The 26,899-nt window shown below is 63.9% G+C and carries 23 protein-coding genes; 7 read left to right on the top strand and 16 right to left on the bottom strand.

Annotation, left to right across the window (positions count from 1 at the left end):
* The first annotated feature begins 1 nt into the window (after window position 1).
* The gene (gene glcF, locus ABS758_RS01345; RefSeq protein WP_350379968.1) at window positions 2-1,231 is read left to right on the top strand and encodes a glycolate oxidase subunit GlcF; all 1,230 of its coding nucleotides are present in this window, start codon (window positions 2-4) and stop codon (window positions 1,229-1,231) included.
* A 55-nt stretch (window positions 1,232-1,286) separates the two neighbouring features.
* Here the strand turns inward: glcF and ABS758_RS01340 are convergent, their stop codons facing one another.
* The 4 genes from ABS758_RS01340 to ABS758_RS01325 all read right to left on the bottom strand — a co-directional run bounded on the left by ABS758_RS01340 (window position 1,287) and on the right by ABS758_RS01325 (window position 6,078).
* Window positions 1,287-2,534 (bottom strand): iron-containing alcohol dehydrogenase, encoded by a 1,248-nt coding sequence (locus ABS758_RS01340; protein WP_350379966.1) that lies wholly within the window; start codon window positions 2,532-2,534, stop codon window positions 1,287-1,289.
* Window positions 2,531-3,259: an alpha/beta fold hydrolase gene (locus ABS758_RS01335; RefSeq protein ID WP_350379965.1), complete on the bottom strand. Its 729-nt coding sequence runs from the start codon at window positions 3,257-3,259 to the stop codon at window positions 2,531-2,533. The genes ABS758_RS01340 and ABS758_RS01335 overlap by 4 nt, the downstream gene beginning before the upstream one ends.
* A 162-nt stretch (window positions 3,260-3,421) precedes the next feature.
* Window positions 3,422-4,366: a PDR/VanB family oxidoreductase gene (locus ABS758_RS01330; protein WP_350379962.1), complete on the bottom strand. Its 945-nt coding sequence runs from the start codon at window positions 4,364-4,366 to the stop codon at window positions 3,422-3,424.
* Window positions 4,367-4,518: 152 nt separating this feature from the next.
* Entirely contained in the window at window positions 4,519-6,078 is a 1,560-nt protein-coding gene (locus tag ABS758_RS01325) for a Rieske 2Fe-2S domain-containing protein (RefSeq protein WP_350380233.1), read from the bottom strand.
* Between the two features lie 308 nt (window positions 6,079-6,386).
* On the opposite strand from ABS758_RS01325, the gene ABS758_RS01320 reads away from it, so the two are divergent.
* Entirely contained in the window at window positions 6,387-7,070 is a 684-nt protein-coding gene (locus ABS758_RS01320; RefSeq protein ID WP_350379961.1) for a GntR family transcriptional regulator, read from the top strand.
* 105 nt (window positions 7,071-7,175) lie between these two features.
* Here the strand turns inward: ABS758_RS01320 and ABS758_RS01315 are convergent, their stop codons facing one another.
* Both ABS758_RS01315 and ABS758_RS01310 read right to left on the bottom strand, forming a co-directional pair.
* Window positions 7,176-8,462 (bottom strand): MFS transporter, encoded by a 1,287-nt coding sequence (locus tag ABS758_RS01315; RefSeq protein ID WP_350380231.1) that lies wholly within the window; start codon window positions 8,460-8,462, stop codon window positions 7,176-7,178.
* A gap of 190 nt (window positions 8,463-8,652) precedes the next feature.
* Window positions 8,653-9,495 (bottom strand): class II aldolase/adducin family protein, encoded by an 843-nt coding sequence (locus ABS758_RS01310; RefSeq protein WP_350379958.1) that lies wholly within the window; start codon window positions 9,493-9,495, stop codon window positions 8,653-8,655.
* A 143-nt stretch (window positions 9,496-9,638) separates the two neighbouring features.
* Between ABS758_RS01310 and ABS758_RS01305 the strand changes: the two genes are divergently transcribed.
* From ABS758_RS01305 to ABS758_RS01290, 4 genes are all read left to right on the top strand, one after another.
* Window positions 9,639-10,535 (top strand): LysR substrate-binding domain-containing protein, encoded by an 897-nt coding sequence (locus ABS758_RS01305; RefSeq protein WP_350379956.1) that lies wholly within the window; start codon window positions 9,639-9,641, stop codon window positions 10,533-10,535.
* Window positions 10,536-10,717: 182 nt separating this feature from the next.
* A complete protein-coding gene (locus ABS758_RS01300) occupies window positions 10,718-12,322 on the top strand; it encodes an FAD-binding oxidoreductase (protein WP_350379954.1) in 1,605 nt (534 codons plus the stop codon).
* A 76-nt stretch (window positions 12,323-12,398) separates the two neighbouring features.
* Window positions 12,399-13,625, top strand: a complete 1,227-nt coding sequence (locus ABS758_RS01295) for a CaiB/BaiF CoA transferase family protein (RefSeq protein ID WP_350379952.1) — start codon at window positions 12,399-12,401, stop codon at window positions 13,623-13,625.
* A gap of 153 nt (window positions 13,626-13,778) precedes the next feature.
* Window positions 13,779-14,519 (top strand): FadR/GntR family transcriptional regulator, encoded by a 741-nt coding sequence (locus ABS758_RS01290; RefSeq protein ID WP_350379949.1) that lies wholly within the window; start codon window positions 13,779-13,781, stop codon window positions 14,517-14,519.
* Window positions 14,520-14,524: 5 nt separating this feature from the next.
* Here ABS758_RS01290 and ABS758_RS01285 read toward each other — a convergent pair whose 3' ends face one another.
* The 8 genes from ABS758_RS01285 to maiA all read right to left on the bottom strand — a co-directional run bounded on the left by ABS758_RS01285 (window position 14,525) and on the right by maiA (window position 24,554).
* Entirely contained in the window at window positions 14,525-15,967 is a 1,443-nt protein-coding gene (locus ABS758_RS01285) for an NAD-dependent succinate-semialdehyde dehydrogenase (RefSeq protein ID WP_350379946.1), read from the bottom strand.
* 44 nt (window positions 15,968-16,011) lie between these two features.
* The gene (locus tag ABS758_RS01280) at window positions 16,012-17,613 is read right to left on the bottom strand and encodes a GMC family oxidoreductase (protein ID WP_350379943.1); all 1,602 of its coding nucleotides are present in this window, start codon (window positions 17,611-17,613) and stop codon (window positions 16,012-16,014) included.
* A gap of 42 nt (window positions 17,614-17,655) precedes the next feature.
* Window positions 17,656-19,176, bottom strand: coding sequence for a class I adenylate-forming enzyme family protein (locus ABS758_RS01275; RefSeq protein WP_350379941.1), 1,521 nt, complete (start codon window positions 19,174-19,176; stop codon window positions 17,656-17,658).
* A gap of 68 nt (window positions 19,177-19,244) precedes the next feature.
* Window positions 19,245-20,084 (bottom strand): carbohydrate ABC transporter permease, encoded by an 840-nt coding sequence (locus ABS758_RS01270; protein ID WP_350379939.1) that lies wholly within the window; start codon window positions 20,082-20,084, stop codon window positions 19,245-19,247.
* A gap of 90 nt (window positions 20,085-20,174) precedes the next feature.
* On the bottom strand, window positions 20,175-21,047 hold the full coding sequence (locus ABS758_RS01265) for a carbohydrate ABC transporter permease (protein WP_350379936.1): 873 nt from the start codon (window positions 21,045-21,047) through the stop codon (window positions 20,175-20,177).
* A 52-nt stretch (window positions 21,048-21,099) separates the two neighbouring features.
* Complete coding sequence (locus ABS758_RS01260; RefSeq protein ID WP_350379933.1) at window positions 21,100-22,449, bottom strand: ABC transporter substrate-binding protein; 1,350 nt, start codon at window positions 22,447-22,449, stop codon at window positions 21,100-21,102.
* Window positions 22,450-22,472: 23 nt separating this feature from the next.
* Window positions 22,473-23,576, bottom strand: a complete 1,104-nt coding sequence (locus ABS758_RS01255) for an ABC transporter ATP-binding protein (RefSeq protein WP_350379931.1) — start codon at window positions 23,574-23,576, stop codon at window positions 22,473-22,475.
* A gap of 333 nt (window positions 23,577-23,909) precedes the next feature.
* Window positions 23,910-24,554, bottom strand: coding sequence for a maleylacetoacetate isomerase (gene maiA, locus ABS758_RS01250; protein ID WP_350380228.1), 645 nt, complete (start codon window positions 24,552-24,554; stop codon window positions 23,910-23,912).
* Between the two features lie 245 nt (window positions 24,555-24,799).
* Here maiA and msrQ point away from each other — a divergent pair, with 245 nt between their 5' ends.
* Entirely contained in the window at window positions 24,800-25,558 is a 759-nt protein-coding gene (gene msrQ / locus ABS758_RS01245) for a protein-methionine-sulfoxide reductase heme-binding subunit MsrQ (protein WP_350379928.1), read from the top strand.
* Window positions 25,559-25,567: 9 nt separating this feature from the next.
* On the opposite strand, the gene ABS758_RS01240 is transcribed toward msrQ, so the two are convergent.
* Both ABS758_RS01240 and ABS758_RS01235 read right to left on the bottom strand, forming a co-directional pair.
* The gene (locus ABS758_RS01240) at window positions 25,568-26,161 is read right to left on the bottom strand and encodes a phosphatase PAP2 family protein (protein ID WP_350379925.1); all 594 of its coding nucleotides are present in this window, start codon (window positions 26,159-26,161) and stop codon (window positions 25,568-25,570) included.
* An 82-nt stretch (window positions 26,162-26,243) separates the two neighbouring features.
* Entirely contained in the window at window positions 26,244-26,867 is a 624-nt protein-coding gene (locus tag ABS758_RS01235) for an FmdE family protein (protein WP_350379922.1), read from the bottom strand.
* Between the last annotated feature and the right edge of the window lie 32 nt (window positions 26,868-26,899).

The raw sequence follows: 26,899 nt of genomic DNA, 5'->3' as shown, positions 1-26,899 counted from the left end.
TATGCAGACGAGTCTTGCCGAATTCATCCGCCACACGCCCGATGGCGAAGAGGCCGAAGCGATTCTTCGCAAGTGCGTGCATTGCGGCTTTTGCACGGCCACCTGCCCCACGTACCAGCTCACGGGCGACGAGCTCGACGGCCCGCGCGGGCGCATCTATCTGATGAAGGAAATGCTCGAGGGCAGTCCGGTCACGCAGAAGACGCAAAGCCACCTGGACCGCTGCCTGACCTGCCGCAATTGCGAGACCACCTGTCCTTCCGGGGTCGAGTATGGCCGCCTGGTCGAGATTGGCCGCAAGGTGGTGGAAGAGCAGGTGGCCCGCCCCACGGGCCAGCGCCTGCTGCGCCGCACGCTGGCCAGCTTCCTGCCCAGCGGCAAGTGGTTTGCCAGCGCCTTCTGGCTGGGGCAGCGGGTGCGCCCGCTGCTGCCGCAAACCTTGCGCGACAAGGTGCCCGCGGCCACGCCCAAGCTGGCCTGGCCCACGCGGACCCACGCGCGCAAGATGCTGATGCTGGCCGGCTGCGTGCAGCCTTCCATGCAGCCCAACATCAATATCGCCACGGCTCGCGTCTTCGATGCGCTGGGCATACAGATCGTGATTGCGCCCAAGGCGGGGTGCTGCGGCGCCATCCGCCTGCACCTGAGCTATCACGAAGAGGCCCTGAACGATGCGCGGCGCAATATCGACGCCTGGTGGCCGTACGTGGAGCAGGGTGCCGAAGCCATCGTGATGAACGCCTCGGGTTGCGGGGTCACGGTCAAAGACTACGGCCACCTGCTGCGGCTCGACCCGGCCTATGCCGAAAAGGCCCAGCGCATCAGCGAACTGACCAAAGATGTGGCCGAGATTCTGCCGCAGTTCATCGGGCCGCTGAGCGAGCGCATCTCCAAAGAGGCCGCGCGCAAGGTCGCCTATCACCCGCCGTGCACGCTGCAGCATGGTCAGCGCCTGCGGGGCCTGGTCGAGGGGCTGCTGAAGAATCTGGGCATACCGGTGCAGCTGCCCGCCGACAGCCACTTGTGCTGCGGCTCGGCGGGTACGTATTCCATCATGCAGCCCGAGCTTTCCCATCAGCTGCGCGAGCGCAAGGTCGCTTCGCTGGAAAAGCTTGGTGCCGACATGATCGTGTCCAGCAATATCGGCTGCATCTGCCACCTGCAGTCGGGTACCCAGACGCCGGTGCGCCACTGGATCGAGCTGCTGGATCAGCTGATGGTCCAGGCGTAAACACCCCGCGCCGCGCCGGTGTTTCACCGGGCGGCGCGGGGTGTGGCGCAAGCCCTCAGGCGCGCGCCGTTTCTCCCGAGAGCACGCCCGCCCAGGCGTTGTGCACGATCGAGGTGTAGGCGCCCTTGACGTCGGCCTTGGGGAAGGCCTTGGCCAGCCGCGTGACCTGCAGGCCGTCTTCAATCAGCCGGGGCAGTTGTTCCTGCGCAATGCCGAAGTCGTGCAGCGTGGTCGGCAGATCGAGTGCGGCCACAAGGTCGCGCACCGCCACGGCCAGCAGCGATGCCGCCTTTGCCGGGGTTGCGGCCTGTATGCCGAAGATGCCGGCCACCTCGGCCAGTTCCTTTTCCCGCACGTCGCGCAGGTTGTCCAGCACGTAGGGCAGCATGACGGCGTTGGTGCTGCCGTGCGAGCGGTGGGTGAGGCCGGCCACGGCGTAGGCCAGGCCGTGCACGGCGTGCAGGCCCGAGCTGCCATAGGACAGCGCCGCGTAGTTGCTGGCGTAGGCCATGCCGCAGCGCGCCTCGGTGTCGCTGCCGTTGACGTAGGTGCGCTTCAGATACTTCGCACAGAGCGAGACGGCCTCACGCGCGAACATCATGGTCAGCGTGGAGCGCCCGCTGTAGCCAGGGTCGGGGCTGCCGGCCCGGTCGAATTCCGTGGAGTCTTGCGTGATGTAGGATTCGATGGCGTGGGTGAAGGCGTCGATGCCCGAGTCGCCGGTGACGCGCGGCGGGCAGGTATAGGTCAGTTCCGGATCGACCAGGGCGATGGCGGGCCGCAGGGAGTTGTCCATGACGGCGACCTTGGTGGCGTTTTCCGGGTCGATCATGATGGCCCCCGGCGTGGCCTCGGAGCCGGTGCCGGCCGTGGTGGGCACGGCCACCAGCGGCAGCGGGCGCACCCCTTCAGGCACGCCGGCGACGAAATCGTGTATGCGCCGGTTCGTGGGCAGCGTCAGGCACAGGCCCTTGGCCAGGTCGATGTTGCTGCCTCCGCCCAAGGCGATCAGGTGATCGGGCTGGTAGTTGCCTTCCAGCAGCGTCTTGGTCGCCGCATCGCACAGCGTGGTGGAGGGGTCGGGGGCGCCGCCATCGAAGACGCGGGTTTCGATGCCCAGGGCCTGGGCCGCGTCGATGTATTCGCGCACCCAGGGTGTGTGGGCCGTGAAGAATTTATCCGTGACGATGACGCCTTTTTTCCAGCCCAGGTGGTGTACCAGGGCGGGCAGCTGGGCGCGCGCGCCAGTGCCGATGATCAGGCGCCCTGGCGGGCAGAAATGGATCAGGTCGGATGGGTTCATTGGGTCTCCTGCGTGTGTTCGCGTTGTGCGATGAATTGGCGGATGGCCGCGGCCACTTCGGCTGTGGCTCCCGAGGGCAGGCCGTGGCCCACCCCCTCGATTGGGTGCATGCTGGCCTGCGCGATGCCGCGCGCCAGCCACAGGCCGTGCAAAAAGGGGCTGTCGGCGTCTTCCGTGCCGTGTATGACGAGCGTGGGCACGCGGATGCGCGCGAGCAGAGCGCTTTGATCGGTGTTGCAGATGGCTTGCCAAGTCCAGGCGGCGGCTTGCGGGTCGGCGGCCTCTTTCATGCCCAGCACCTGCACGCGCTGCGCCGCTTCGCTCTTCAGGGCTTCGGTGTCGTGGCCCGCGAACCAGCGGGTGCGGCACAGCCTGGGGCTGCCCGAGAGCAGGATCAGGCCGCGCGGCGGATGGATGGCGTGGCCGCTGCCGCCCAGGTATTCCAGGGCAATCGACACGCCCAGGCTCCACCCGGCCAGGTAATAGGGCTGCGTGCCAATGTGTTCGTCGATGGCGGCGGCCAGGTCTTGCGCGAAGCAGGGCAGGCGGTAGTCGTCGGCGCCCTGGCCGCGCACCGCATCGGCGCGCCCGCGCAGATTGGGCATCACGAAGTGGGCCTGGTCTTTCAGTGCGCGTGCCACCGGCAGCCACGACGCCGCCGTGCCCTGTATGCCGTGCACGGCCAGCACGGTCACGGAGCCTGTGCCCTCTTGTAGGGGTTTCATGTTCTGGTGTGCTATTAATATATTAGTTGAATAATAGCAGCTGGAAGCGGCATTGCAATAGGGAAGAGCCGCAGGGTGGGGCGCGGGCGGGGCGCCTTGAGGTGCTCGTGGGGCATGCCACCCTTGGCCGATGTTGGGTGGCCGGACGGTTTGCCTAAGGAGCTACAGATCGAGCACCAGCCGTTCGCTGTGGCAGCGCGACACGCAAGCGGTCAGATAGTGGGCGCGTTCGTCTTCGTCCAGGATGAAGTCATTGTGCTCGACCTCGCCTTCCAGATAACGGATGCGGCAGGTGCCGCACAGGCCGGACAGACACGAGGTTTCGATGGCGATGCCGGCCTTTTCCAAGGCCGTGGCAATGGACTCGTCGGCCGGCACGGCAATGAGCCTGCCGGTGCTGGCGATCTGAATCTGGAAGCTGCCCGGCGCGCGGGCCGCCGACAGTATGGGCGAGGGCTCGGGCGCCTTGAAGTGTTCGCAGTGCACGCTGCCCTTGGGCCAATGCTGGGCAGCGGCCGCGCAGGCTTGCATGAAGCCGCCGGGTCCGCAGTAGTACAGCGCGGTGCCAGGCGCCGGCGCCCGCAGCAGGCCGGCGATGTCCAGGCCGTTTTTCGGGTCGCCCCCATCGAAGTGGAAGCTGGCCTGGCCGGCCTGTTCCAGCGCCGTCATGGTGTCGCGAAACGCCAGGTGCTCCAGGTCTTTGGCGCAGTAGTGCAGCATGAAGTCGCGCCCCTGCCGCTGCAGGGTGTGGACCATGCTTTTCAAGGGGGTGATGCCGATGCCGCCTGCCAGCAGGATCACCGTGCGTGCCGTGTCGTCCAGGCGGAACTGGTTGCGTGGCTGGCTCACGGTCACGGACGAGGACACAGTGAGGGCGGCATGCAGCTGCCTGGAGCCGCCGCGCCCATGCTCGTCCCTGAGCACGGCAATGAGGTAGCGGTGGCGTTCGGCCGGGTCGTTGCATAAAGAATACTGGCGCACGAAACCGCCTGGTACGTGGACGTCGATATGGGCCCCTGCGGTGAAGGCGGGCAGGACCTGCCCCTGCGGATGCACCAGCTCGAACGAGTGAATGCCAACTCCCTCATAACGGACTTGCCGGACCATCAGTTCGAGCGTGGCCGGGGCGGTGGAAGGCGTATCTTGCATGCTTGAACTCCTGTACTTGAGGTGGCATTGGTCAGCCTTGTGGCGCCAGCGGGCCTCGCGGCCGGCGGCCTCCCCACAGGGGGGTTGCCGCCGTCGCGGGTGCCGCTGGCCTATTGCGCAAGCGCCAGCGCCTGCTCTTCCAGTTCGCGCTGCAGCTGCTGTTCCAGGGCTTCCATCTTGCCGCGCACGTAGTCGCTGCGTTCCTGCGCGGGCATGGCATCGCTTTCCGTCAGGATGTTGACCACTTGCCGGGCGAGAAGGCGGCGCCGGCGGACTTCCTGGGTCACGTCGCTGACCTCGGGCAGGTTGAACACATTGCCCGTGCAGTAGCTGTTGGGGGCCCCGCCCATGGTCTTGAACCATTCGGCAAAGCTGTGCGCCGACGCGGCCGGGTTGGACCCGCGCAAGGCATCTTTCAGCAGCTTGCGGAACATGTACACGCCGGCGTCGAACTTCGTGGGGTTCTCCAGGGCATGCACGGCGATGGGCCGCTGACTGACGATGGCCTCGTAGTCGCCCGGCGCGTACTGCGTCTCTTTGTAGTTGTGGCGCTCGCGGTGGTTCTTCGGGATGGGCGGCATGTCCTCCAGCTTGTACTTGCCGAAGCGCTCGGGGCGGCGCATGGCCACCTGACCCTCCAGGAAGTCGATGGTCTCGTAGCCCACCAGGTTCTTGTCGCCCACGCTGCGAGTGTCGATGCCTGGCCCCATGACGCGCCAGCCGATCATCTTGCTGTTTTCATCGTCCACCGGCACCGTCCAGCGAATCATGTGAAAGCGGCTGAAGAGCTTTTTCTGCTTGCCGTCTTCCGAGGTATAGGCATGCAGGCTGAGGTTGGGCAGCACTTGGTGCTGCACCCGAATGTGCATGTGCTCCTTGTCGGCCCGGCGCGCCCCGGCGCAGGCCAGCCCGCGCCCCTGGTGGATGGGGATGAACTGCATGTCGGGGGCGACCTCCATGGTAGCGGCGCCCACCTCGTCGAAGGTCGTGCCCTGGAAGTGGCCACCCGTCACGCTGATCTTGGCGTGCAAGGACATGGTGTGGAAGTTGTCAGCGGAATTGTCCTGGACCTGCAGCCAGTTGCAATGCTGGAAGTTGCTGTAGGGCACGAGCTCGTCGCCGGGCAGCACGGTGAAGTTGCCCTCCCATTCGGGGAAGGCAGGTTCTTCATCGGGCGGGCCCATATAGGCAAACACGAGGCCGTGGCGCTCGAAGGCCTTGTAGGCGCCCTGCTGGATCGAGCGGGCAAATTTTTCTGCTTCCTTTTCCTCGCCCTTGGGGAAGGGGGCCTTCAGGCAAGTGCCGTCCACGTCGAACACCATGCCGTGGTAGCAGCACTGGATGCCGTGCTCCTGGATGGCGCCGTATTCCAGCGAGGCGCCGCGATGCACACAGTGGGCGTGCAGCAGCCCCACCTTGCCCGAGCCGTCGCGAAAGGCCACGAGCTCTTCGCCCAGGATCTTCAGATAACGCGGCGTATCGGTCAGCTCCATCGACATGCACACGGGGTGCCAGAAGCGGCGCATGTATTCGCCCAGCGGCGTGCCTGGTCCGACTTGTGTGAGCTCGGGGTCGGGAGCCGGCACCTGGTTCGAGTAGTAGCCGCCAAAGGGCGTGAGTTTTTTGGGAGGGGTGGCGCCGGTGCTGCGCCGTTCGCCCGCTACGTCCATGGGACGCTTGATTTCAGTGATCATCGCGATTTTCCTTTGCGTGAATGCTGCGTCTGAGTGGCCTGTGTCTGAGCTGCCTTCGATGGTGGCAGCTTCTGTGAGTTCTGTGTTCTGAACTCTGTATACAGATAGTAAATAGATGGGAATTCGCTGTACATCAGGGTAAACACGGATTTTGGAGCCGAGGCTGGATCGCCCAAGGCTTGGAGGCCCGACGGCTGGCCGGCTTTCCTGGGATACGCGTGCAAGTTTTCTTTCCCGGCGGCAGATGGTAATGTATCTGTACTCTGAATACATAAAGTGACATCATGAAAGCCCAACTGACCAGACTCAAGGCGCGCCCGGATTATGTGGACGAGGTCTACAAGGCACTGCGCGATGCCATTTGCGAGGGAGACCTGGCGCCGGGAGCCCGCATCACGCAAGAGGAAGTGGCCGAACAGATGGCGGTGTCGCGCTCGCCGGTGTTGCAGGCCATACGGCTGCTGAAAAACGACGAATTTCTCGTGGATGCGCCGGGCCGCGGGGTGATGGTGGCGCCGCTCGATCCCCAGTGGATTGCCCATCTTTACGAGATTCGCGGGGCGCTTGACGCGCTGGCTGCGCGTCTGGCCGCGCAGCGCAAACAGGCGCTGGACCCGCGCCTGATCGAAAACGGGCGCAAGGCAGCCGCGGGAACGGTCGTCAAGGCTCTGATCGACACGGACATGGCCTTTCACAGCGCGGTGTACCAAGCCTCCGGCAATCCGCTGATCCTGCGCACGGAACGTTTTCACTGGGTGCATTTGCGCCGCGTCATGGGCGCCGTGCTGCAGTCCTCGAGCCAGCGCGCGAGCATCTGGCAGGAACACCAGGCGATTGCCGAAGCCATTGCCCAGGGGGAAGTGCAGCGTGCGGGCGAGCTGGCCGAGCAGCATACGCATCGCGCCAGCGTGGAATTGCTGCGGCGCCTGGGCGAAGTGCTGGCCGAGGCGCCGGTCGAACCGGCCTGATGATCCGGCGCCATGCCCGCGCTGCGGGGGCGGGCATGGGTGTAGAGACGGAGGTGGAGATCGCTCCAGGTGCGGGTGCGGCAGCGTTCCTGCCGCACCTGCTGGCTAGGCGCGGGTCCGCGCGCTGCTGTTGACCTGCTTGGCCGAGAGCCGGAAGGTCAGGAAGCAGCCGATGATCATGCTGGCCGCCAGGCCATACACCCCGGCCCCGGTGCTGCCCGTGTTGGTCTGCAGCCAGCCGATGAGGTAGGGGCTGATCACGCCCGATACGCTGCCCACCGAGTTGGCCAGGGCAATGCCCGCGGCAGCGGCTGCCCCGCCCAGGATGGCGGGCGGAATCGTCCAGAACTGCGAGATCGTGGTCATCACGCCCATGGTGCCCACCGTCAGGGCAATCATGGCGAACCAGGTGTTGTTGGCGTAGATGACGCTCAGGCACAGGCCCAAGGCGCCGATTGCGCCTGGCAGGGCCAGGTGCCAGCGCCGTTCACCCGTTGTGTCGGAGTGGTGGCTCACCGCGACCATGGCCAAGGTGGCGGCCGCGTAGGGGATGGCGGCCAGCAGGCCGATATGGAAGTCGCTTGTCACGCCGCTGTTCTTGATGAGCGAGGGAAGCCAGAAGCTCACGCCATACAGGCCCATGGTGAAGCAGAAGTAGATCAGGCTCATGAGCAGGATCTTGGGACTGGTCAGGCCTTCACGGATGGAGTGCAGCGCGTGCCCGCTGCGGTCATGGTCCAGGTTGCGTTCGATCAGCTGCTTCTCCGCGGGGCTCAGCCATTTGGCGTGCTCCACTTTGTCATCCAGGTAAAACCAGGCCACGATGCCGATGAGGACGGTGGGCAGGCCCTGTAGCAGGAATAGCCATTGCCAGCCCGCCAGGCTGTGGTGGTCGGCGAAGTGGTCCAGCATCCAGCCCGAAAGCGGTCCGCCGATCACTCCCGCCATGGGGATGCCGGTGAGGAAAAGGGCGGTGACCTTGCTGCGGCGTGAAGCCGGGAACCAGTAGGTGAGGTACAGCAAAATGGCGGGGATGAAGCCGGCCTCGGCCACGCCCAGCAGAAAGCGCATGACGTAGAAGCTGGTCTCGGAGGTGACGAACATCATGCCTGCCGAGACCAGGCCCCAGGTCACCATGATGCGTGCGATCCAGCGCCGGGCACCCACCTTCAGCAGCACCAGGTTGCTGGGCACTTCAAAGAGCAGATAGCCCACGAAAAAGATGCCCGCGCCAAAACCGTAGGCTGCTTCGCTCAGGCCCAGGTCGCTGAGCATTTGCAGCTTGGCGAAGCTGACGTTGATGCGATCCAGATAGGCGCAGACGTAACAGAGAAAAAGGAACGGCAGCAGGCGCCAGATCACTCGGACGTAGATTTGCTGCTCGGTGCGCATGGGGCCGCTGGCCGCCTGGTGGGCAAAGGGCGGCGCCATGGGCGTATTGAAGGGGGGCTGTGCGACACCAGCACTGTCTTGCTCTTGCATGTTTGTCTCCTTTATTTTTTTCAGAAGGGTCCCGCAACTGCAAAAAGGGGGCCTGCCTGCCCGTGGCGCGTGCGTCACGGGCAGGCAGGCCGCCGAATTTTTACTCGAACATGTCGGGCTGGGTGGCCACCAGCTCATTCCAGATCGTCTGGAAGTGCAGCCAGCCGATGTATTCGCTGCCCACGTGCTCGTGGCTGTAGCGGGCACGCTCGGGGGTGACCAGCTGCGGCGTCTGGCCGGTGGCGGCAATCATCAGCTCTTGCTGGCAGCAGCGTTCCAGCGCAATGAACCAGAAGGCGGCGGCTTCGATGCTGTGCCGGCTGGCCGTGAGCAGCCCATGATTCTGGTGGATGGCCGCCTTGACGCCGGCGAAGGCCTGCGCCACTTCGTGCCCGGCCTTCACTTCCACAGCCACCTGGCCCGCCTCTTTTTTGATGACGACGTGGTCTTCGTAGAAAGCGCAGGCGTCCTGGGTGATGGGGCGGATGGGCAGGCCCAGCGAGGCGAAGGCCGTGCCGTAGGGGGTGTGGGCGTGGCACATGGCCACGATGTCGGGATGGGCCTCGTGGACGGCGGCGTGCAGGACGAAGCCGGCGCGGTTGATCGCGTGGCGTCCTTCCACGACCTGTCCAGTGTGGTCGGCAAGGATCAGGTTCGAGACTTTCACCTGCGAGAAGTGCACGGCCATGGGGTTGGTCCAGTACAGGTTCGGGTGCTCAGGGTCGCGGATGGTCAGGTGTCCGGCAAAGCCGTAGTCGAACCCCTGCAGCGCAAAGGCGCGACACGCGCCCACCAGGCGCTCCTTCAGGTGCTGGCGTTGCTCGGCCGCGGTCTTGAACGTGGGCAGCTCGGGGAAGATGAGCCCCGTCTGCTCGGGCTGATAGATCGAGATGCGTCCGTTGCTCAAAGGCAGGCTTTGGGCGGTGTTGGGTAATGCGGCCATGAAAGATCTCCTGTGCGCGGTTGGTGCGCTGATGCAAGGCTTGGATGAAAGGTGCTTCATCTTCAGCCAGGCTTAACCCATTGACAAACGATCGTTTTTCATGAAAACATGAATTACATTCATGTTTTTGTGCCCAGGCCGTCATGCGTCGAGTCCCCAATTTTTCCCTGCTCAGGGCCTTCGAGGCCGCGGCCCGCCTGGGCAGCTTTACCCTGGCCGCTCAGGAACTGCACCTGACGCAATCGGCGATCAGCCATCAGGTGCGGAAGCTGGAAGAGCACGTGCAGCGCCCTTTGTTCTTGCGGCGCAACCGGCGCGTGCAGCTCACGCCCGAGGGCGCGCGCCTGCAAGAGAGCCTCTCGCGCGTGTTCGATGCCATCGAGGCGGCCTGCGGCGAGGTGCGCCTGGCCCCGCACGCGCACGTGCTGGCCGTGCATTGCCCGCCCAGCCTGGCGGTGAAGTGGCTCAGTCCGCGCCTGCCCGGCTTCATGCAGGCGCATCCGAACATCACCATCCGGCTGACTTCGGGGGCCGAGCCCATTCATCTCTTGCGGGCGCAAGAGGTTGATCTGGCCATCTCGTACCGCCACGCACCGGCAGCCCCCGGCATTGTGGCCTGCGCGCTGGGGACCGAGCGCAACGTTCCCTTGTGCGCCCCGTCGCTGCTGCGCGCCGGCCAGCCGCTGGCCGAGCAGATACAAACCCTGCCGCTGATTGATTCCCAGCTCAACCCGGTGAGCTGGCCCCAGTGGTTCGCCTTGAACCGCCTGCCGCTGCCGGGACGCGCCCGCTTGTCGTTTGATCGCGCCGCCCTGGCCATTTCCTCCGCCGTCGATGGCGTGGGCGTTGCCCTCGAGAGCGTGCGCCTGGCCGAGCAGGAACTGGCCAGCGGGGCGCTGGTCGAACTGGGGTGTGGCGAGTTTCAGGCCATGGACGTGGAAACGCACTTCCTGTCCTATCGTGCCAGCGAGGCCGAAGTCGAGAAGATTCACGTGTTTCGGGACTGGCTGATGGCGCAGTGCGCCGCGCCGCACGCTTAGGCCAAGCCTGCGGCTGCGCGCGGAATACCGCCGCAACAGGCGCTGTGCGCCGACTTGCCACAGAACGAGAAGAATGCGTTGACATCGGTGCGCGCCTGCCGGTATTATTGGTACTACTTGTTTGGTAGTACCAATTTTTCATATCCAGGTGTAGTGCTGGTGTTTCCACAAAGGAGAGTGCGATGGAGGCAGTGACGAGAAAGCGGCGGTTCAGCGGCTGGGGGTTTGAGGACCAGGCTCCCACGAGGGAAGAAATCAAGCATCTTGATTCGGTATGGGGAAAGTATTTCAAGGTGGATCGCTTCGATCCGACCCCCGCCCCTCAGGCTGACGAAATCACGCTGCGCGCCCCGCGAGTCGCGGTGCCTGACAAGATTGCTCATCTTTGTACTGTGGATCATCTCGAACGGCTGAACCACTGCTACGGCAAGTCGGCCCACGATTTTGCCCGCATGTTGCGCCGGGACTTTTCCAATCCGCCGGACGTCATTGCGCTGCCTCGCAATGAACAGGATGTGATCGACGTCCTGGACTGGTGCGATACCGTAGGCGCGGTGGCCATTCCCTATGGCGGCGGCTCTTCCGTGCAAGGGGGCGTGACCCCGCCGCGCGACCAGGGCGACCGTCCGGTGGTGACGATCGACCTGCGCCACTTGTCCAAGGTGCTGGAGCTGGACCCCACGTCCCAGGCGGCCCGTGTGCAGGCCGGCGTCTATGGTCCTCATCTGGAAAGCCAGCTCAAGCCCAGCGGTTTTTCCTTGCGCTTCTATCCGCAATCGTTCGAGTTCTCCACCCTGGGCGGCTGGATCGTCACGCGCGCGGCGGGGCACCATACCACCATAGATACGCAAATCGACGATCTGGTCGAGAGCTTGCGCGTGGTCACCCCCTCGGGCATCGCCGCGTCGCGGCGCATTCCGAAATCGGGGGCGGGCGTCAGTCCGGACCGCCTGTTCATCGGCTCGGAAGGCATTTTGGGCATTGTGACCGAGGCCTGGATGCGGCTGCGCCAGCGGCCCAAGTGGCGGGCCTCGGCGGCGTTTCGCTTCAAGGACTTTTATGCGGGCGCCGAAGCCGTGCGGGCCTTGTCGCAATCGGGCCTGTATCCCTCCAACTGCCGCTTGATTGATGCCAATGAGGCGTTGGTGACAGGGGCCGGCAACGGGCAAGATGCGATCCTGATCGTTGGCTTCGAATCGGCCGACCATCCGCTTGATGACTGGATGAAGCGGGCAAGCGAGCTGTGCGCCGATCATGGTGGCGTGACGGATGCGGCGGGCGAGGCGACCGACTCCCACTTGAAGGGCGCCTCCGGCCAGTGGCGCAACACCTTCATCCGCGCGCCCTTCTTCCGTGAGCACCTGACCGCTTGCGGCATCATGCGGGAGACCTTCGAGACTTCCGTGACCTGGGACAAGTTCAAGGAGTTCCACGGCAAGGTGAAAGGCGCCATCGAGACCGCGGTCCAAGAGGTGACGGGCCGGCCCGGACTGGTGACCTGCCGCTTCACGCATACGTATTCGGACGGCCCGGCGCCTTACTTCACGTACTGCGCCCTGGGAAATAAAGAAAAGCTCTCGGAGCAGCTGTGGCAGATCAAGACGGCGGCATCGAATGCGCTGATTGGCAATGGCGGTACGATTACCCACCACCATTCCATAGGCCGCGATCACCGGCAGTGGTATGACCAACAACGCCCCGAGGTCTTTGCCAAGGCGCTGCGCGCCGCCAAGCAGGCCCTGGATCCCAAAGGGACGCTCAACCCGGGCGTGCTCATTACGCCATGAGCTTCGGGTCCGCCGGCCCGGGAGGCGAGCCCGCCGGGCTCCAGGGCGGCGGGCCGATCATATACAGAGGGAACCTATGAGTAGCGGTGTTCTGCAAGGTGTACGCGTACTGGATCTGACCAGGGTGCTGGCGGGGCCGTGGGCCACGCAGATTTTTGCCGATATGGGGGCCGACGTCATCAAGGTCGAGCGTCCCGGCCGCGGCGACGATACGCGTGGCTGGGGGCCTCCGTTTCTGAAGGATGCGCAAGGGCAGGACACCGCGCTGGCCGCTTACTTCCTGGCCGCAAATCGCGGCAAGAAGTCGGTGACCATCAATATTGCAACGCCCGCGGGGGCCGATCTCGTGCGCCGCCTTGCCCAGCATTGCGACGTGGTGCTGGAAAACTACAAGGTGGGCGACATGCGGCGCTACGGGCTGGATTATGCCGCCTTGAGTGCGGTGAATCCACGCCTGGTCTATTGCTCCATTACGGGGTTCGGGCAAAGCGGGCCTTACCGGGAACGGGCGGGCTACGACTTCATCATCCAGGGCATGGGGGGCTTGATGAGCGTCACCGGCCCCAAAGAGGGGCAAGAGGGCGCGGGACCTTGCAAGGTGGGCGTCCCCATTGCCGACCTGATGACGGGCATGTACGCCAGCTCCGCCATTCTGGCCGCTTTGCTGCATCGCAACAAGACGGGTGAAGGGCAGTATATCGACATGGCCTTGCTCGACGTGCAGGTGGGTTTCCTGGCAAACCAGAATATGAATTATCTGGCCAGCGGGAAGTCGCCTCGGCGGATGGGGAATGCGCACCCGAATATCGTGCCGTATCAGACGTTCAATACGGCCGATGGCGCCATGAACCTGGGGGTGGGAAATGATGGCCAATTTGCCAAGTTCTGCAGAGTGGCAGGGCTTGAAGCGCTGGTCACGGATCCCTTGTATGCGACGCATTCGGCTCGAATTGACCATCGCGATACCCTCGTGCCCATCGTCGCGCAGCGCATGTTGGCGCACACCAGCCAGTATTGGAGCGATGCGCTGAATGCCGCCGGGGTTCCCTGTGGCAGCGTCAATACGATTGCGGAGGTCTTCCAGGACCCTCAGGTACAGTCGCGCGGGATGAAGGTTTCTCTGCCGCATCCGGTGGCCGGCCACGTCGATCTGGTGGCCAATCCGATCAAGTTTTCCAAAACGCCGATTCAGTACGAGGCGCCGCCTCCCGCGCTGGGCGAGCATACCGAGGCGGTGCTGGCGCAGCTGCTGGGGCTTGCGGACAAAGAGCTTGAGGCGCTCAAGGCGCAGGGCGTGGTCTGAGGTCCCGTCGGTTGACGCGTGACACGTAATGGGCTTCAATCAGAGTTGTTGCGGTGCGGCAATACTGCCGCATCCGCCCGGCTTGTTTGGTGGGTGGGCCAGGCGCCATGCCTGGCTTTCCGAAACTTAACAGAACAGCTTTCCTTCCAGTCTATGGCCAGAAACAATAGTCCCTCGACCGTCATCGTCGAGACTCTCTCCTATATTCGCACCCATCGCCTGGAATCGGGCGATCGCCTGCCTTCCGAGCGGCTGCTGGCCGAGAAGTTCGGGGTGGGCCGTGGCGCGGTGCGTGAAGCGCTGATGATGCTCGAGTGCATGCGCGTGGTCGAACGCAGGCCGAATTCCGGCATCTATCTGCGCGATTTGGGGGCGGACAGCAGTATCGAAGCAACCGTGCTGCAAAGCTCGCTGGGGCTGCCTTTGTCTCGGGAAGAAGTGAAAAACGCCATGGAAGTGCGCCGCATATTGGAAATCAATACCGTGCGTATTGCCTGTGAGCGGCGCTCCGAGGAAGATTTGCAGCATATTCGGTCGATCTTGCAGGAAAGCGATGCGCGCATCAAGCGCAAGGCGCCCATCGACGAACAAGACCGCGACTTTCACTTGGCCATTGTTGCCGCCACGAAAAATACGGTTTTGGTGCGGGTCGTCAATTCTTTTTATTTCTTATCGCAATCGCGCCGGAAAATTTACTTTTCCAATATTCAACGGTGTGTTCGGTCCAACGAACAGCACAAGGCCATCTTCGAGGCCATTGAGGCCCAGTCGGCGGAGCGCGCCGTGCTGCTCATGCAGAACCACCTGGGTTCGGTGGAAAACGACTGGCAGTCGGCCTTGTCCGATACCGACAAGCCGGCGGAGGGCCCCGAGGCCACCGCCAGCCTGGCCTGAGCGCTTCAGCTCTTGATGGAAACCGCCTTGGTGTTCAAGTAGGGCTCCAGGGCTTCCTGGCCGCCTTCCGAGCCGTAGCCGGAATCTTTTACGCCGCCAAACGGGAATTCGGCGGGCGCATAGGACGCCTGGTTGATCCAGAGCATGCCGGTTTCCAGTGCTCTGGACAGCAGTTCCACATTTTTATACGCGCTGGTGTAGGCATAGGCTGCAAGCCCGTACGGCAGGCGATTGGCTTCGGCAATGGCGTCCTCCAGGGTGCGAAACGGCTGAATGCCCGCGATGGGGCCAAAGGGCTCGACATTGAATAGGCTCGCCTGGCTCGTGATTTTGCCGATGACGGTGGGGGCGTAGAAATTTCCCTTGTCGCCCACGGTCGTCCCCCCGGTGAGGATGTCGGCCCCGGCGCTGCGTGCGTCCGATACGATGCTTTCCATGGCGGTGATGCGCCTGGTATTGGCCAGCGGCCCCAGCGTGGTGCCTTCCTGCAGCCCGTCGCCCAGGTGCAGCGCTTCGGCGTGGTGCACGAACAGGCGCGTGAATTCCGGGACCAGGCTGTCTTGCACCAGGAATCGGGTGGGCGAGATGCAGACCTGGCCGGCATTGCGGAACTTGGCGCCCGCCATGGTTTTGGCGGCCTGTTCCACGTCGGCGTCGCCGGCAATGATGACTGGCGCGTGTCCGCCCAGCTCCATGGTGACCCGTTTCATGTGCTGTCCGGCCAGGGCGGCCAGCATTTTGCCCACGGCGGTGGACCCCGTGAATGAGACTTTACGAATGACGGGGCTGGAGATCAGGTAATGGGAAATTTCGGCGGGATTGCCGTAGACCAGCCCCAGCACGCCGGGCGGCATGCCCGCTGCCACGAACGCGTCGAGCAGCGCGGCGGGGGCGGCGGGCGTCTCTTCGGCCGCCTTGCAGAGAAAGGAGCACCCGGCGGCCAGGGCGGCGCTGAGCTTGCGCACTACCTGGTTGATGGGAAAGTTCCAGGGGGTGAAGGCTGCCACCGGGCCGATGGGTTCTTTCAGCACCAGCTGCTGGCTGCCGATTTGCCGCGGCTGCAGGACCCGCCCCTGCACGCGCAGGCCTTCGTCGGCAAACCACTCGATGATAGCGACGGCGGCCTGTACTTCAGCCTTGGCCTCGAAGAGGGGCTTGCCCTGTTCCAGCGTGATGAGGCGCGCCGTGGCATCGGCCCGCTCTTTGAGGATTCCTGCCGCGCGCCGCATGGTGGCCGCGCGTTCGGCGGCCGGGGTATGGCGCCACGTCTGGAAGCCTGTGCTGGCCGCCGACAGCGCGCGGTCGAGATCTGCCGTGCCGGCGTGGGCAACCGCGCCAATGCGCTCTCCCGTTGCGGGGTTGACGACGTCGATCTGCTTGCCGCTTGAGGCGTCCACCCATTGGTTGTCGATGAGCAGCTGGGTGTCGGGATAGGAGTTCGCGTTCATGGTCTGTGTCTTGAGTTCCGGTTGTTTGCCAGGCCTGGGGCCGGTCACTGTCTGTCGGGGGCGTCGGCTCGTCCCCGGATGACGTCCGCCATCCGCTCCGCCATGGCCATGATAGGCAGGTTCGTGTTGCCGCCCGTGAGGGTCGGCAAGACCGAGCCGTCTATCACCCGCAGGCCCTCGATGCCGCGTACTTTCATTTCCGGGTCGACCACCGAGGCGGAATCGGACCCCATGCGGCAGGTGCCCACGGGATGATAAACGGTCTCTGAAAAATCCCTCAGCCAGTTGTCCCGGGTTTTTTTGTCCCCGAACGCGTCCTTGTCCAGCGGCTGCTTGATGTGATCGGCGAAGGGCCGGCGCCCGACGATGTCGCACAGCTCGGCGATGCCGTGGCTCAGGCTCTCGAAGTCGGAGGGTTCTTGCGCCAGCTGGGGATCAATGAGGGGCGCGCTGCCAGGGTGGGCGCTGGACAGGCGGACGGTGCCACGGCTCTTGGGCCGCAGCTGGCACACCCGGATGGCGAATCCGTGGGGAACGTGCGAGCCGGGCGGGGGGCTGCGCAGCGCCAGGATGAAGTGCGCCTGCCATTCGGGCACCGGGTCGGATTTGTTCGGCCCCCAGAAGGCCCCGGCCTCGATGCCGTGCGAGGCGGCCACTCCCTTGCCGGTGCAGAGGTATTGCGCCCCGGCCATCGCGCCGCGTATCCAGCCCAGATAGGGCGTGAGCGTGGTGGGTTCGGACGCCTCGAAGCGGATGGTGCAATCCAGGTGGTCTTGCAGGTTGCCGCCCACCTCCGGCGCATCCAGGGCTACCGGGATGCCGACCGATTCCAGGTGGCTGGCGGGCCCAATGCCCGAGAGCATCAGGAGCTGGGGCGAGCCGATGCTGCCCGCCGTGAGCAGGATCTCGCGGCTGGCTCGGACCGACTCTTCTCGTCCGTGGCGCGTGATGGCAATGGCCCTGGCCCGCTTGCCTTCGAGGATGACCCGGTTGACCTGGCAGTGGGTGTAGATCGTCAGGTTTTTTCGCGGGCCCGCACGGTCCAGGTATTTGAAGGCGCCCGAGCGTTTGCCGTCGGCAATGCTCAGTTCATAAAAACCCGCCCCGATTTGGGATGCGCCGTTGAACCCGTGGTTTTCCGGGATTCCGATGGTTGCCGCGCTTTCGACGAAGGCCTGCATGGCTTCGCGCCGCGGGCCGTAAGACAGCCGGATGGGACCGGAAAACCCCCGGTTTGGATCGCCTTTTTGCGCGACCAGGCTGGCGTCTTCCAGCTTCTTGAAGTAGGGCAGCAGCGACGAATACCCCCACTGTGGCAGGCCGTTGGCGGCCCAGGAGTCGTAGTCGTACGCATTGCCGCGGATGGCAATCATGGAGTTGATGGACGAGGAGCCCCCGACGACCCTGCCGCGCGGGATGTAGATTTTCCGATCGTGCAGCGCCGCCTGGGGCGCCGTCCAGTAACGCCAGTTGTATTTGCTGCTGTGGTACAGCACGCGTATGCCGGCGGGCATATTGACGAAAATCGAGGTGGATGAGCCCGCTTCCACGAGCAGGACGTTCACGCTGGGGTCTTCGCTCAGGCGCGAGGCCAGGACGCAGCCTGCCGAGCCCGCCCCAACGATAATGTAGTCATACTCTTTCATGACGGTGAGAATCCTTTAACAATGGGTTGAAGTCCGACGGTTTCAGAGCGCCATCTCTTTCAGTACGCTTTTCCGCACCTTGCCGTTGGGCGCCACCGGCAGTTCGTTCAAAATGACGATACGCTGCGGCACCTTGTAGTGGGCGAGCCGGCTTGCGACGAAATGCAGGGCGTCCTCGGGGCTGATGGCGGCACCTTGGGCGGGTTCGATGAAGGCGATGATGTCTTCGTTATCCGAGGTCGGCCTGCCGATGACGGCCGATACCAGGACGGCCGGGTGCGCATTGAGCACGGCCTCGATCTCCGCTGGATACACGTTGAATCCGGAATGGATGATCAGCTCCTTCGAGCGGCCTATGATGAACAGTTCGCCATCGGGCGCCTGTTCCACGATGTCTCCGGTCCTCAGATAGCCATCGTCGGTCATAGCCGCGGCTGATTGTTTGGGCTTGCCATAATACCCAAGCATGACGTTGGGTCCTTTCACCATAAGCTCGCCCGTGGCCGGAATCGTCTGGTGGCCGTCATCGCCCTCAATTCGGACCTCGACTCCGGGGATGGGAAATCCGATGCCGGTCTTGCCATCGCCGCGTCGATTGCGGGTGCGGCTGATGGTGGGCGAGGTTTCGGTGAGCCCATAGCCGTTTTGCAAGACGGTGTCGAAAAGGGTTTCCACGTCATTTCGCAGGGTCAGGCTCAGCGGCGCCGTACCGGTGTAGACATACCGCAGGCGGTTGGGGCTCAGGGAAATGCCGGCCGTCGATGCGTAATGCACCATCTTGGAAAGCATGGCGGGCACCGCGAAGAAAATCGTCAGGACTCCCGCCTGGATCAGCTCCGTTGATTCCTTCAAAGAGAAGCGTGGCCTGACGTGGATGTGGGCGCCCGCGCACAGCAGGCTTTGCATCAGCGTGAGGCCGTACGAATGGGACATGGGCAGCACGCAGAGCACGACGTCTTCGGGCCGGTGCGGATTGCTCCTGACCTGGGGCGAGGCCACGTAGCCCAGGTTCTGGTGGCTGAGCATGACGCCCTTGGGGTGGCCGGTGGAGCCGGTGGTGTAGATGACGACCGCGACTTGCCTGGCGGGGTCCTCGTACACGGCCTCGGCCTGGGCCTGGGGGTTGGCGCCCGAGACCTTGATGGGGCCAATGCTGGAGAACTCGTAGAGCGCCGCCTGGGCCCTCTCGGCGTGCGCATCGGCTTGCGTGGACACGCGATGGACGTAGAGCGTCCTGCCAGGTTGGCAATCGTGGTGGATCTGGTCCAGCTCTCGTTCCCCGAGCCTGGCGTTGGCAAGCACGGCCCAGGCATCAAGCGCGCTCAGTGCATATAGCAGCACGATGGCGGCAATCGAGTTTTCGCAGACCAGCAGGACCTTGTCCCCAGCGCCGATACCCAGCGCCTTCAACCGGGGAGCGGTGGTTTGCACGGCCTGTATCAGCTCGGCATAGGTCCAGGTCCGGCCGTTTTCATCGGTGATTGCGGGGCGGTCGGGACCGTGCCGTGCGCCCTCGTCCAGAATCCTGTGTATTCTTCTTGGAATGCCAGACAGCGAATTCATGAAGCAGCCTCAGCGGGTGGGAAAGGGGATGAACGTTTGTCGTGTTTGCATGACGTGCCTTGGTGCATTCATCCCTTCACCGCGCCGGAAGACAGCCCGGCAATGAAGTAGCGGTAGCAGAAGGCAAGGATGACGAACAGGGGTAGGGCGATGAGAGAGGCGCCCGCCAATATGGGTCCCCAGCGCAGGTCTTGTGCCGCCAGCATCGAGGCCAGCGCAACCGGCAGCGTTTTATTGGCGTCGCTCGTAATCAATATCAGCGCGAACACGTAGTCCGACCACGACAGCAGGAAGGAAAATATTCCCACGGTGATCAGACCAGGCGCGGTGAGCGGCAAAATGATGCGGGTGAAGGCGCCAAATTGCGAGCAGCCGTCCACCATGGCGGCTTCTTCCAGATCGAAGGGCATGGATCGGAAAAAGCCCCAAAGCAGCCACACGCCCAGCGGCAGCACCATGCCCAGGTGGGCGCACAAAAGGCCCCACAGGCTGTCGGACAGCCCGATGGATTGAAAGAACACCGACATGGGAATGGCCAGCATGAGCGGCGGAAACATGTACGCGAACAGCATGGAGGCAATCAGCGTCGTCTTTCCACGGAATCGCAGCCGCGTGGCGCCGTAGGCGATGAATACGGACAGCAGCATGGAGATTGCGATCGTCGCCACGGCCACGATCACACTATTCAGGAAATTGACGGGGTAATCCGTGACTTCCAGCAGGTTCTGGTACGAATGCAGGTCGGGCGGCCAGAAGACGAGCGAAGCACTCCTGAACAGATCCGTTCCCGATCGGAGGCTGGAGAGGATCATCCAGTAGATGGGAAAGAAAGAGTAGATGACGACGAGGGCCACGAGCAGATAGAGAAAATATCTTCTGGGCGGCGTCTTGCTGACGTAGGAAGCCATCTCTATCCCCTTGGGTTCGTTGCGAATCTGGCGTGTGGTGCGAAAAGCATCTGGATGTCCTGCTCCGAGGTGAGTGTGCTGGTGGCCTTGCTAGACGGGATTCTTGGCATCGTCGATGGGAAACAGCTTCAGGTACAGCAGGACGACGACGGCAAGCAGGAGGAAGGACACGGTGGCCACGGTTGCGCCGCTGCCAAGATTGAATTCCACGAAGGCGCGCCGATACGCCAAGATGGGCAGCGTCTCCGTCTGGTCCAGCGGCCCGCCCTTGGTCAGCAGCCAGATGACGTCAAACTTGTTGAACATCCATATGCTGCGCAGCAAGATGACGATGATCAGGATGGACTTGAGGCCCGGAAACGTGATGTGCCAGAACTGTTGCCACGCGGTGGCGCCGTCGACGCGCGCGGCCTCGTACAGGTGCTCGGGAATGTTTTGCAGTGCGGCCAGCACGCAGGTGGTGACGAACGGGGTCCAGAGCCATAGGCTCACCAGCACGATCATGCCCTTGGCGGACCAGGCGTCGGCCCCCCAGTCGAACATGCGCAGCCCCACGGCGCTGGTCGCGTATTTGATCAGCCCATAGTTCGGGTCGAAGATCCATTTACCCACCAGGACGGCGACCACGGGCGGGAGGAAATACGGCAGCACGGCCAGGGCGCGCACCACGCCCTGGCCATGAAATTTCTGGTTCAGGACCAGGGCAATGGCCACGCCAATCACGGTTTGCAGCAGAATCGCGCTCAGCGAAATCTCCAGTCCGTTGACCAGAGCGGCCCAGAATGCGGGGTCTTGCACCAGCTGCACGTAGTTGGCCAGGCCCACCCACTTGGGGGTTTCGTTGAATGCCTGCGATGCGTAAAAGCTGAGCTTGATGGAATAGACGAGACCACCCCCGGTGATGGCAACGATCACCAGGATGCTGGCGATGAATAGTGCGATGATTCTTCCATCTTGCCTCATGGTGGTGGCCCCTTTTCTCTTTTTCGTTGGCGCGTCAGCTCGGTTTTCGCAGTCAGCTCAGCTTTCTCATCTTGTCCGCGGCGGTGCTCACGCATTCCGCGGAGCTCTTCTGCTTCAGCACCTTGTCTTGCAGCATTTCGGGCATGACGTTGGCCAGGAACACTTTGCAAGGCGGCAATCCCAGCGTGGGCCCGCTGGTATCCACGGAGGTGATCAGCGTCTTGTTATCGGGTTCGATGTAGGACTTCATCTGCGCCATGATGTCCCAGTATTTCTTGATGGGCGGGAAGTCTTTCCAGCGCTTGTCCTCGTAGATGTCCAGGCGCACGGGCTGGAAATTCATCCAGGCGGAATGCAGCCAATCAATGTAATAGTTGTCGATGAACCATTTCAGGAACTTGGTGGCTTCCTCGCTTTGCTTGGTCTTGAACACCAGGAAACCGTCGGCGGAATAGGGCAGCGCCTGCCGCTCGCCCTTGATGTCGGGCAGCGCAAAGATGCCGAATCGGCCCGCCAAAGAGGGGTTGTTGCGCTCGATGGATTCCACCAGACGCCCCGAGTAGACCGAGTGGGCCGTCCGCTCGGTGACGAACAGGTTCATCAGCTCGCCGTAGCCCGCGGTATTCATGCCCGCCGGCATGACCTTGAACAGTTCCGCGTACAGGTCCAGGAACGCCGCGGCGCTCTTGCCATCGTCGCCCTGGTCCAGCGTGACTTCCCACTTGTCGTTGTAGAACTTGGGCACTTGTGCCAGCAGGCAGCCCAGGCTGGCCCAGTTGGTCACCGTGTCGCTTTGCAGGGGGAGGACGCAGCCGCCACGGTCGATTTGACCGTCTTTGTAGGTCGCCAGGGTCTTGCAGTTCTCGAGCAGCTGGTTCCAGGTGTTGGGCACACTCAAATGGTGCTGCTCGTACAGGTCCTTGCGGTAATACATGGTGACCAGGTTGTAGTCGTAGGGGTAGAACCAGTTTTCCCCCTTGTATTGCCAGGGGCCGAATCGGCCCCAGCTGTGGGTCTTGATCATGTCCGTCAGGGGAACCAGCATGCCGGCATCGACGTAGGACAGCAGGTCCGCCACGTAGCTCTGCGTCGAGATGTCGTACATATTTCCCGATTTGGCGGCGGCCAGCACCTTCGGGTAGGCCGAGCTGATGGAAGCCGAATCTATGGTTGTTTTTATTCCGAACTTCTTTTCATATTCCGCCGAGGCTTCTTTCCAGACCTTTTGGCTGGCGGCCGAGGTCTCGTTATTCAATATGCGCAAAGTGGTCTTGGACTTGGCGCTGACGAAGGGGGCGGCCAGCGATCCCGAGGCGCCCAGTAGAATGCTGGTGGTCGAGGCTTTGAGGAATCCGCGCCGGCTCGTTCCCGACTGCGGTTTGTTGGCGTGCTGTGCTGACATGGCTCAGTCTCCTGAAAAATGGATCAATTGATTTTTCGTTCTGTGCGTTTCAACGTCTTGCCCGTCTTGCCCGAGAAGAGGTGGATCTTGTGGCCGGGGATCTCTATGCGGACCTTGTCGCCTGGCCTGATCGTGTCGTCTCGGGGAAATACCGCCCGTATTCGAGCGTTGTGCAGGTCTCCTAAGAGGTAGGTTTGCGAGCCCAGTTGTTCTACTAAAGAAACGGCCAATTCCGCGGCGTCGGGCCGCTCGGAGCGGACGATGTGCTCGGGGCGTATGCCCAGAGTCGCTTCCGGTTCGATGTGCGCGAATGAATCCGCCGGGACCTCGATGGACAGCGCACCGCCTTGCGCGGTCAGCCTGCCGTCCTTTTCCGAGAGCGTGCAGGGGATCAAATTCATCTCGGGTGACCCGATGAAGGTGGCCACGAACAGGCTGGCGGGTTCGTCGTACAGGGTCAGGGGCTTGCCGATTTGCTGCACGATGCCGCCCCTCATGACGACGATTCTGTCGCCCAGGGTCATGGCCTCGACCTGGTCGTGGGTGACATAGATCATGGTGGCCTTGAGGCGGGCATGCAGGGCGCTGATTTCCTCGCGCATCTTGACGCGCAGCTTGGCGTCCAGGTTCGACAAGGGTTCGTCGAGCAGGAAGCACGCCGGATTGCGGATCAGCGCGCGCCCCAGCGCCACGCGTTGCCGCTGGCCGCCCGATAGCTGGCGCGGGCGCCGCTTCAGCAGTTCCTGTAGATCCAGGCTTTTGGCGACTTCCAGCACCCGCTTTTCTATCTCCGCCGCCTTCTCGCCCCGGATGTAGAGACCGAAGGCCAGGTTTTCATAAACGGTTTTTTGCGGGTAGAGCGCGTAGTTTTGAAAGACCATGGCAATGTTGCGGTCCTTGGGCGGCAGGTGCGTGACGTCCTGGTCGCCAATGGTGATCGTGCCGGAGGTCACGCTTTCCAGGCCCGCCAGCATCCTCAGGCTGGTGGATTTGCCGCAGCCCGAGGGCCCGACGAGCACGATCAATTCGCCGTCTTGGATCTCTATCGAAAAATCCTGCACGGCGGAGGCGGCGCTGCCCGACCCGTCGTAAGACTTGCAGAGTTTGTCGACGGTTACTTTTGCCATGTCTGTCCTCGAATGCTCGAAGGGGATGGAAGTTTGCCGTGGAGGACCGACGGGCTGCCGGCCACCGAAGCGTGTTCATGCTGCGCGTGCGTTGAGCAGCGGAACGCCTGCCCGAATCATGCTACCAAATTGGATCTACCAAAATGGTACTACAATTGTTCGGGGGTATTTTGAGCGACTGGATTTGCGCTGTCAATACTAGGGTCTTCCTGTACGGCGCCGGCGGCGGCCGTCTCCGGGAATGGGGGAAATGACGGGGGATGTGATGGGAGCGATGGCGCGGGGCGGCGGGCGCCGCGCGTCATGCGGGAAACGGCGAGGTGTTCCCCTGGTTCAGGCCGCGTCGGCCTGGGCCTCGGGCTGTGCCGCCTGGAAGGCGGGCAGCGTGTTGCAGTGGTCGGCAATGCGCTGGATGCGCGGGAAGGGGGCCATGTCCACCGCCAGGCGGTGGGCGTTGTACACCTGGGGGATGAGGCAGCAATCGGCCAGGCCGGGCGTGTCGCCGTGGCAGCACAGGCCCGTGGCGGGAGACTGCAGCTGGGCTTCCAGCGCCTCGAAACCCAGGATCACCCAGTGTCGGTACCAGGCGTCGCGGGCGGTTTGATCGACCTGCAGCTGGTGCGCCAGCCAGCGCAACACGCGCAGATTGTTCAGCGGGTGGATGTCACAGGCCACCTGCAGGGCGATCGAGCGCACGCGGGCGCGCTCGACAGGCGCGCTGGGCAGCAGGATGGCCGGCGCGTAGACCTCGTCCAGGTACTCCATGATGGCCAGCGACTGGCTGAGTATGGCGCCCTGGTCCACCAGGGTGGGTACGAGCTGCGTGGGATTCAGGTGGCGGTAGGCGGGCAGGTGCTGCTCGCCGCCGTGCTTGAGCAGGTGCACGGGCATGAGGGCGTAGTCCAGGCCCTTGAGGCCCAGGGCAATGCGCACGCGGTAGGCGGCGGAGCTGCGAAAATAGGAATAGAGCTCAAGCATGGTCAGGCTTCCTGGCAGAGGCAAGGTGAAGAGGCGCGTGGGTCCGGCGGCTTGCGGTCATGAGTCATTGTCCTCCAAATCCCGGCGGTCTTGCACGGATGGGCGCGGGGGTGCGCCGTAGCCTTGGCTGCCGTGCGTTCTATCGCGCGCGTGGCCGGCGCCGTGCGCAAGCGGCCGGGCGCGCCCGGAATCCGGCCTGTGCATCCCATGCGGCCCGGCTTCGTATACAGTGGGAGTGTGGTCTTTTGGATAGGCGTGGCCTAGGAGGGTTTGCCATGACGGTGCTCGATGGACGGAAAGAGTCGGGGGCGGCCAGTTCTGCGCCGGCGCCCGCGCGTGCCAAGTCCACGCGCCGGGGTGCGCAGTCCCCTCCTGGCGCTGCGCGTGCCAGGGCCGCCACTGGCGCGTTCCTGCTGGGGCTGGCCGTGCACGGCTTTGGCCTGTTTCCGCTGGCGCGCTGGATCGTGCTGGGCTTCGATGGCGGGCTCACCGCCAATCCGCAGGAATTTCTGACCTGGTCTTCAGGCACCTGGGCGCTGGTGATGTTGTGGGCGGTGCTGCTGGTGACCCCCATTCGCCGCCTCAGCGGCTGGGGCGGCCTGCTGCGCCACCGCCGCAAGCTGGGCCTGTATGCCTTTTTCTATACCGTGCTGCACGTGATTGCCTGGGGCCTCTGGGATCGCGGCGGCGTGTGGTCCTCGATGTGGCACGATCTCTGGCAGCGCGACTTCATCGGCATCGGCGCCCTGGCCGTCGTGTGCCTGGTGCCGCTGGCCGTGACCTCGACCCATGGCTGGATGCGCCGGCTGGGGCGCTGGTGGACGCGCCTGCATTGGCTGGTCTATCCCGCGGCGATTCTGTCGGTCTGGCATTTCGACTGGATGCGGGCGGGGAAGAACAACTTCTTCGAGCCGCATCTCTATGCCTGGGTGCTGGCCCTGCTGCTGGGGGTGCGCCTGCTGTGGGTCTTGAAAGCCCGCTACGTCCGCCCCCGCTCAGGCTAGCCGCCGGGGCTAGCTGCGAAACCAGCCCTTGCGAATGGGGCCGGCAAACAGCGCACGGTACAACGGCTCGAGGGTGCGGCGCACCTCCGGCACGACGTGGTGGCGCAGCGGCAGGCTGATCAGCCCGGCGGCGATGGCCGTGATGGCCGCGGCAACCATGTCCAGCGGAAAGTGCACGCCCATGTAGATGCGCGCCCAGGCCACGGGCAGGCCGATCAGCGCCAGAATCAGCGCCGTGCGCCGGCGCACGCGGTGCAGGGCCAGGCCCATGCAGAGCGCCCAGATGAAGCTCAGGTGGTTGCTGGGCAGCGAGGCCGTGGGCTTGTGGCTCAGGTAGGTGTGGCCGATGCCCACGACGAAGGGCCGGGGGTGAAACCAGACCTTCGAGATGGCCCAGGACAGGATGAGCGCGATGATGGCGGCCGCCACGGCTTGCAGCAGGGCGTTGCGCCCGTCTTCGTCGGCCCGCAGCCAGCTCAGGACCAGGTAGAGGGGAAACAGGTAGACCAGCGCGTTGGCGCACAGCCGGCCGATCCACAGCGCGCCGGCCGTCGGGTGGCTGGCGTTGATCCAGAGAAACAGGGCGTCGTTCAGATGTTCCATGGCGGGCGAATTCGCTCTCGAACAGGGCGAACGCAGCATAGCACCTTGGACGCCGCGCCGGGCGCCGGCCCGGCCCGCCGACTCAGGCGGTGACGCCCGTCGACGTCGCCTCCAGGGTGATGAGGCCGGGCTGCTCGTGGGCTTCGAGGATGCGGCGCACCCGGTCTTGCCAGAGCTGGGTGAATTCCTGGCGCTGGGCCGTGCTGGCCCGCCCCGAGAGCACCATTTGCAGCAGCGGCATCGTCTTGACCGACGAGGCGATGGCGCGCGCGCTATAGGTCAGCGTGACGCCGGCCCCCGTGTCGGCGCGCTGGAAGCCCACTTCCCCGCTCATGTCGCAGTTGAAGTGCATCAGGTTGCGGCGGTCGTATTCGCCGGCCAGTCCCTTGAAGCCGGTATCGGCCGTCGCACCGGTCACCAGGCTGAACACGTTGGCCATGACGCCGGTGACGCCTTGGTCGGCCGCCTCGGGAAACGAGACGTGAATGGCGCCGCGTTCGGGGTGGCGATCGGGGTAGAGCGCACGCAGCGCGTGCACGGCCATGAGCCAGGCGCCCGCCACGGTCGGGCAGGAGTGCCCGGCCAGGCGCACGGCGTCTTCGTAGCCATATTCGAGCAGGCCATCGTCCGAGGCGCCAAGCAGTTCCGCCAGCGGGTCGTACATCACGATCCGGGGCGCTTGTAGAAAGAATGCGGGAAATGCCATGATGAGTATCCGTCACAGGGAGACAGCTCAGT

The organism is Castellaniella sp. FW104-7C03 (assembly GCF_040276085.1).
Taxonomy (GTDB): Bacteria; Pseudomonadota; Gammaproteobacteria; order Burkholderiales; family Burkholderiaceae_B; genus Castellaniella.
This window is presented reverse-complemented; position numbering and strand designations above follow the sequence as displayed.

What these genes read in the sequence shown, in the direction of transcription:
- ABS758_RS01305 (WP_350379956.1), top strand. Translation starts at nt 9,639, where the DNA reads ATGCGTCGAGTCCCCAATTTTTCCCTGCTCAGGGCCTTCGAGGCCGCG.
- ABS758_RS01265 (WP_350379936.1), bottom strand. Translation starts at nt 21,047, where the DNA reads ATGAGGCAAGATGGAAGAATCATCGCACTATTCATCGCCAGCATCCTG.
- maiA (WP_350380228.1), bottom strand. Translation starts at nt 24,554, where the DNA reads ATGCTTGAGCTCTATTCCTATTTTCGCAGCTCCGCCGCCTACCGCGTG.
- ABS758_RS01270 (WP_350379939.1), bottom strand. Translation starts at nt 20,084, where the DNA reads ATGGCTTCCTACGTCAGCAAGACGCCGCCCAGAAGATATTTTCTCTAT.
- ABS758_RS01300 (WP_350379954.1), top strand. Translation starts at nt 10,718, where the DNA reads ATGGAGGCAGTGACGAGAAAGCGGCGGTTCAGCGGCTGGGGGTTTGAG.
- ABS758_RS01275 (WP_350379941.1), bottom strand. Translation starts at nt 19,176, where the DNA reads ATGAATTCGCTGTCTGGCATTCCAAGAAGAATACACAGGATTCTGGAC.
- ABS758_RS01285 (WP_350379946.1), bottom strand. Translation starts at nt 15,967, where the DNA reads ATGAACGCGAACTCCTATCCCGACACCCAGCTGCTCATCGACAACCAA.
- ABS758_RS01330 (WP_350379962.1), bottom strand. Translation starts at nt 4,366, where the DNA reads ATGGTCCGGCAAGTCCGTTATGAGGGAGTTGGCATTCACTCGTTCGAG.
- ABS758_RS01340 (WP_350379966.1), bottom strand. Translation starts at nt 2,534, where the DNA reads ATGAACCCATCCGACCTGATCCATTTCTGCCCGCCAGGGCGCCTGATC.
- ABS758_RS01260 (WP_350379933.1), bottom strand. Translation starts at nt 22,449, where the DNA reads ATGTCAGCACAGCACGCCAACAAACCGCAGTCGGGAACGAGCCGGCGC.
- ABS758_RS01240 (WP_350379925.1), bottom strand. Translation starts at nt 26,161, where the DNA reads ATGGAACATCTGAACGACGCCCTGTTTCTCTGGATCAACGCCAGCCAC.
- ABS758_RS01235 (WP_350379922.1), bottom strand. Translation starts at nt 26,867, where the DNA reads ATGGCATTTCCCGCATTCTTTCTACAAGCGCCCCGGATCGTGATGTAC.
- ABS758_RS01335 (WP_350379965.1), bottom strand. Translation starts at nt 3,259, where the DNA reads ATGAAACCCCTACAAGAGGGCACAGGCTCCGTGACCGTGCTGGCCGTG.
- ABS758_RS01310 (WP_350379958.1), bottom strand. Translation starts at nt 9,495, where the DNA reads ATGGCCGCATTACCCAACACCGCCCAAAGCCTGCCTTTGAGCAACGGA.
- ABS758_RS01320 (WP_350379961.1), top strand. Translation starts at nt 6,387, where the DNA reads ATGAAAGCCCAACTGACCAGACTCAAGGCGCGCCCGGATTATGTGGAC.
- ABS758_RS01290 (WP_350379949.1), top strand. Translation starts at nt 13,779, where the DNA reads ATGGCCAGAAACAATAGTCCCTCGACCGTCATCGTCGAGACTCTCTCC.
- ABS758_RS01295 (WP_350379952.1), top strand. Translation starts at nt 12,399, where the DNA reads ATGAGTAGCGGTGTTCTGCAAGGTGTACGCGTACTGGATCTGACCAGG.
- ABS758_RS01280 (WP_350379943.1), bottom strand. Translation starts at nt 17,613, where the DNA reads ATGAAAGAGTATGACTACATTATCGTTGGGGCGGGCTCGGCAGGCTGC.
- ABS758_RS01325 (WP_350380233.1), bottom strand. Translation starts at nt 6,078, where the DNA reads ATGGACGTAGCGGGCGAACGGCGCAGCACCGGCGCCACCCCTCCCAAA.
- ABS758_RS01315 (WP_350380231.1), bottom strand. Translation starts at nt 8,462, where the DNA reads ATGCGCACCGAGCAGCAAATCTACGTCCGAGTGATCTGGCGCCTGCTG.
- glcF (WP_350379968.1), top strand. Translation starts at nt 2, where the DNA reads ATGCAGACGAGTCTTGCCGAATTCATCCGCCACACGCCCGATGGCGAA.
- ABS758_RS01255 (WP_350379931.1), bottom strand. Translation starts at nt 23,576, where the DNA reads ATGGCAAAAGTAACCGTCGACAAACTCTGCAAGTCTTACGACGGGTCG.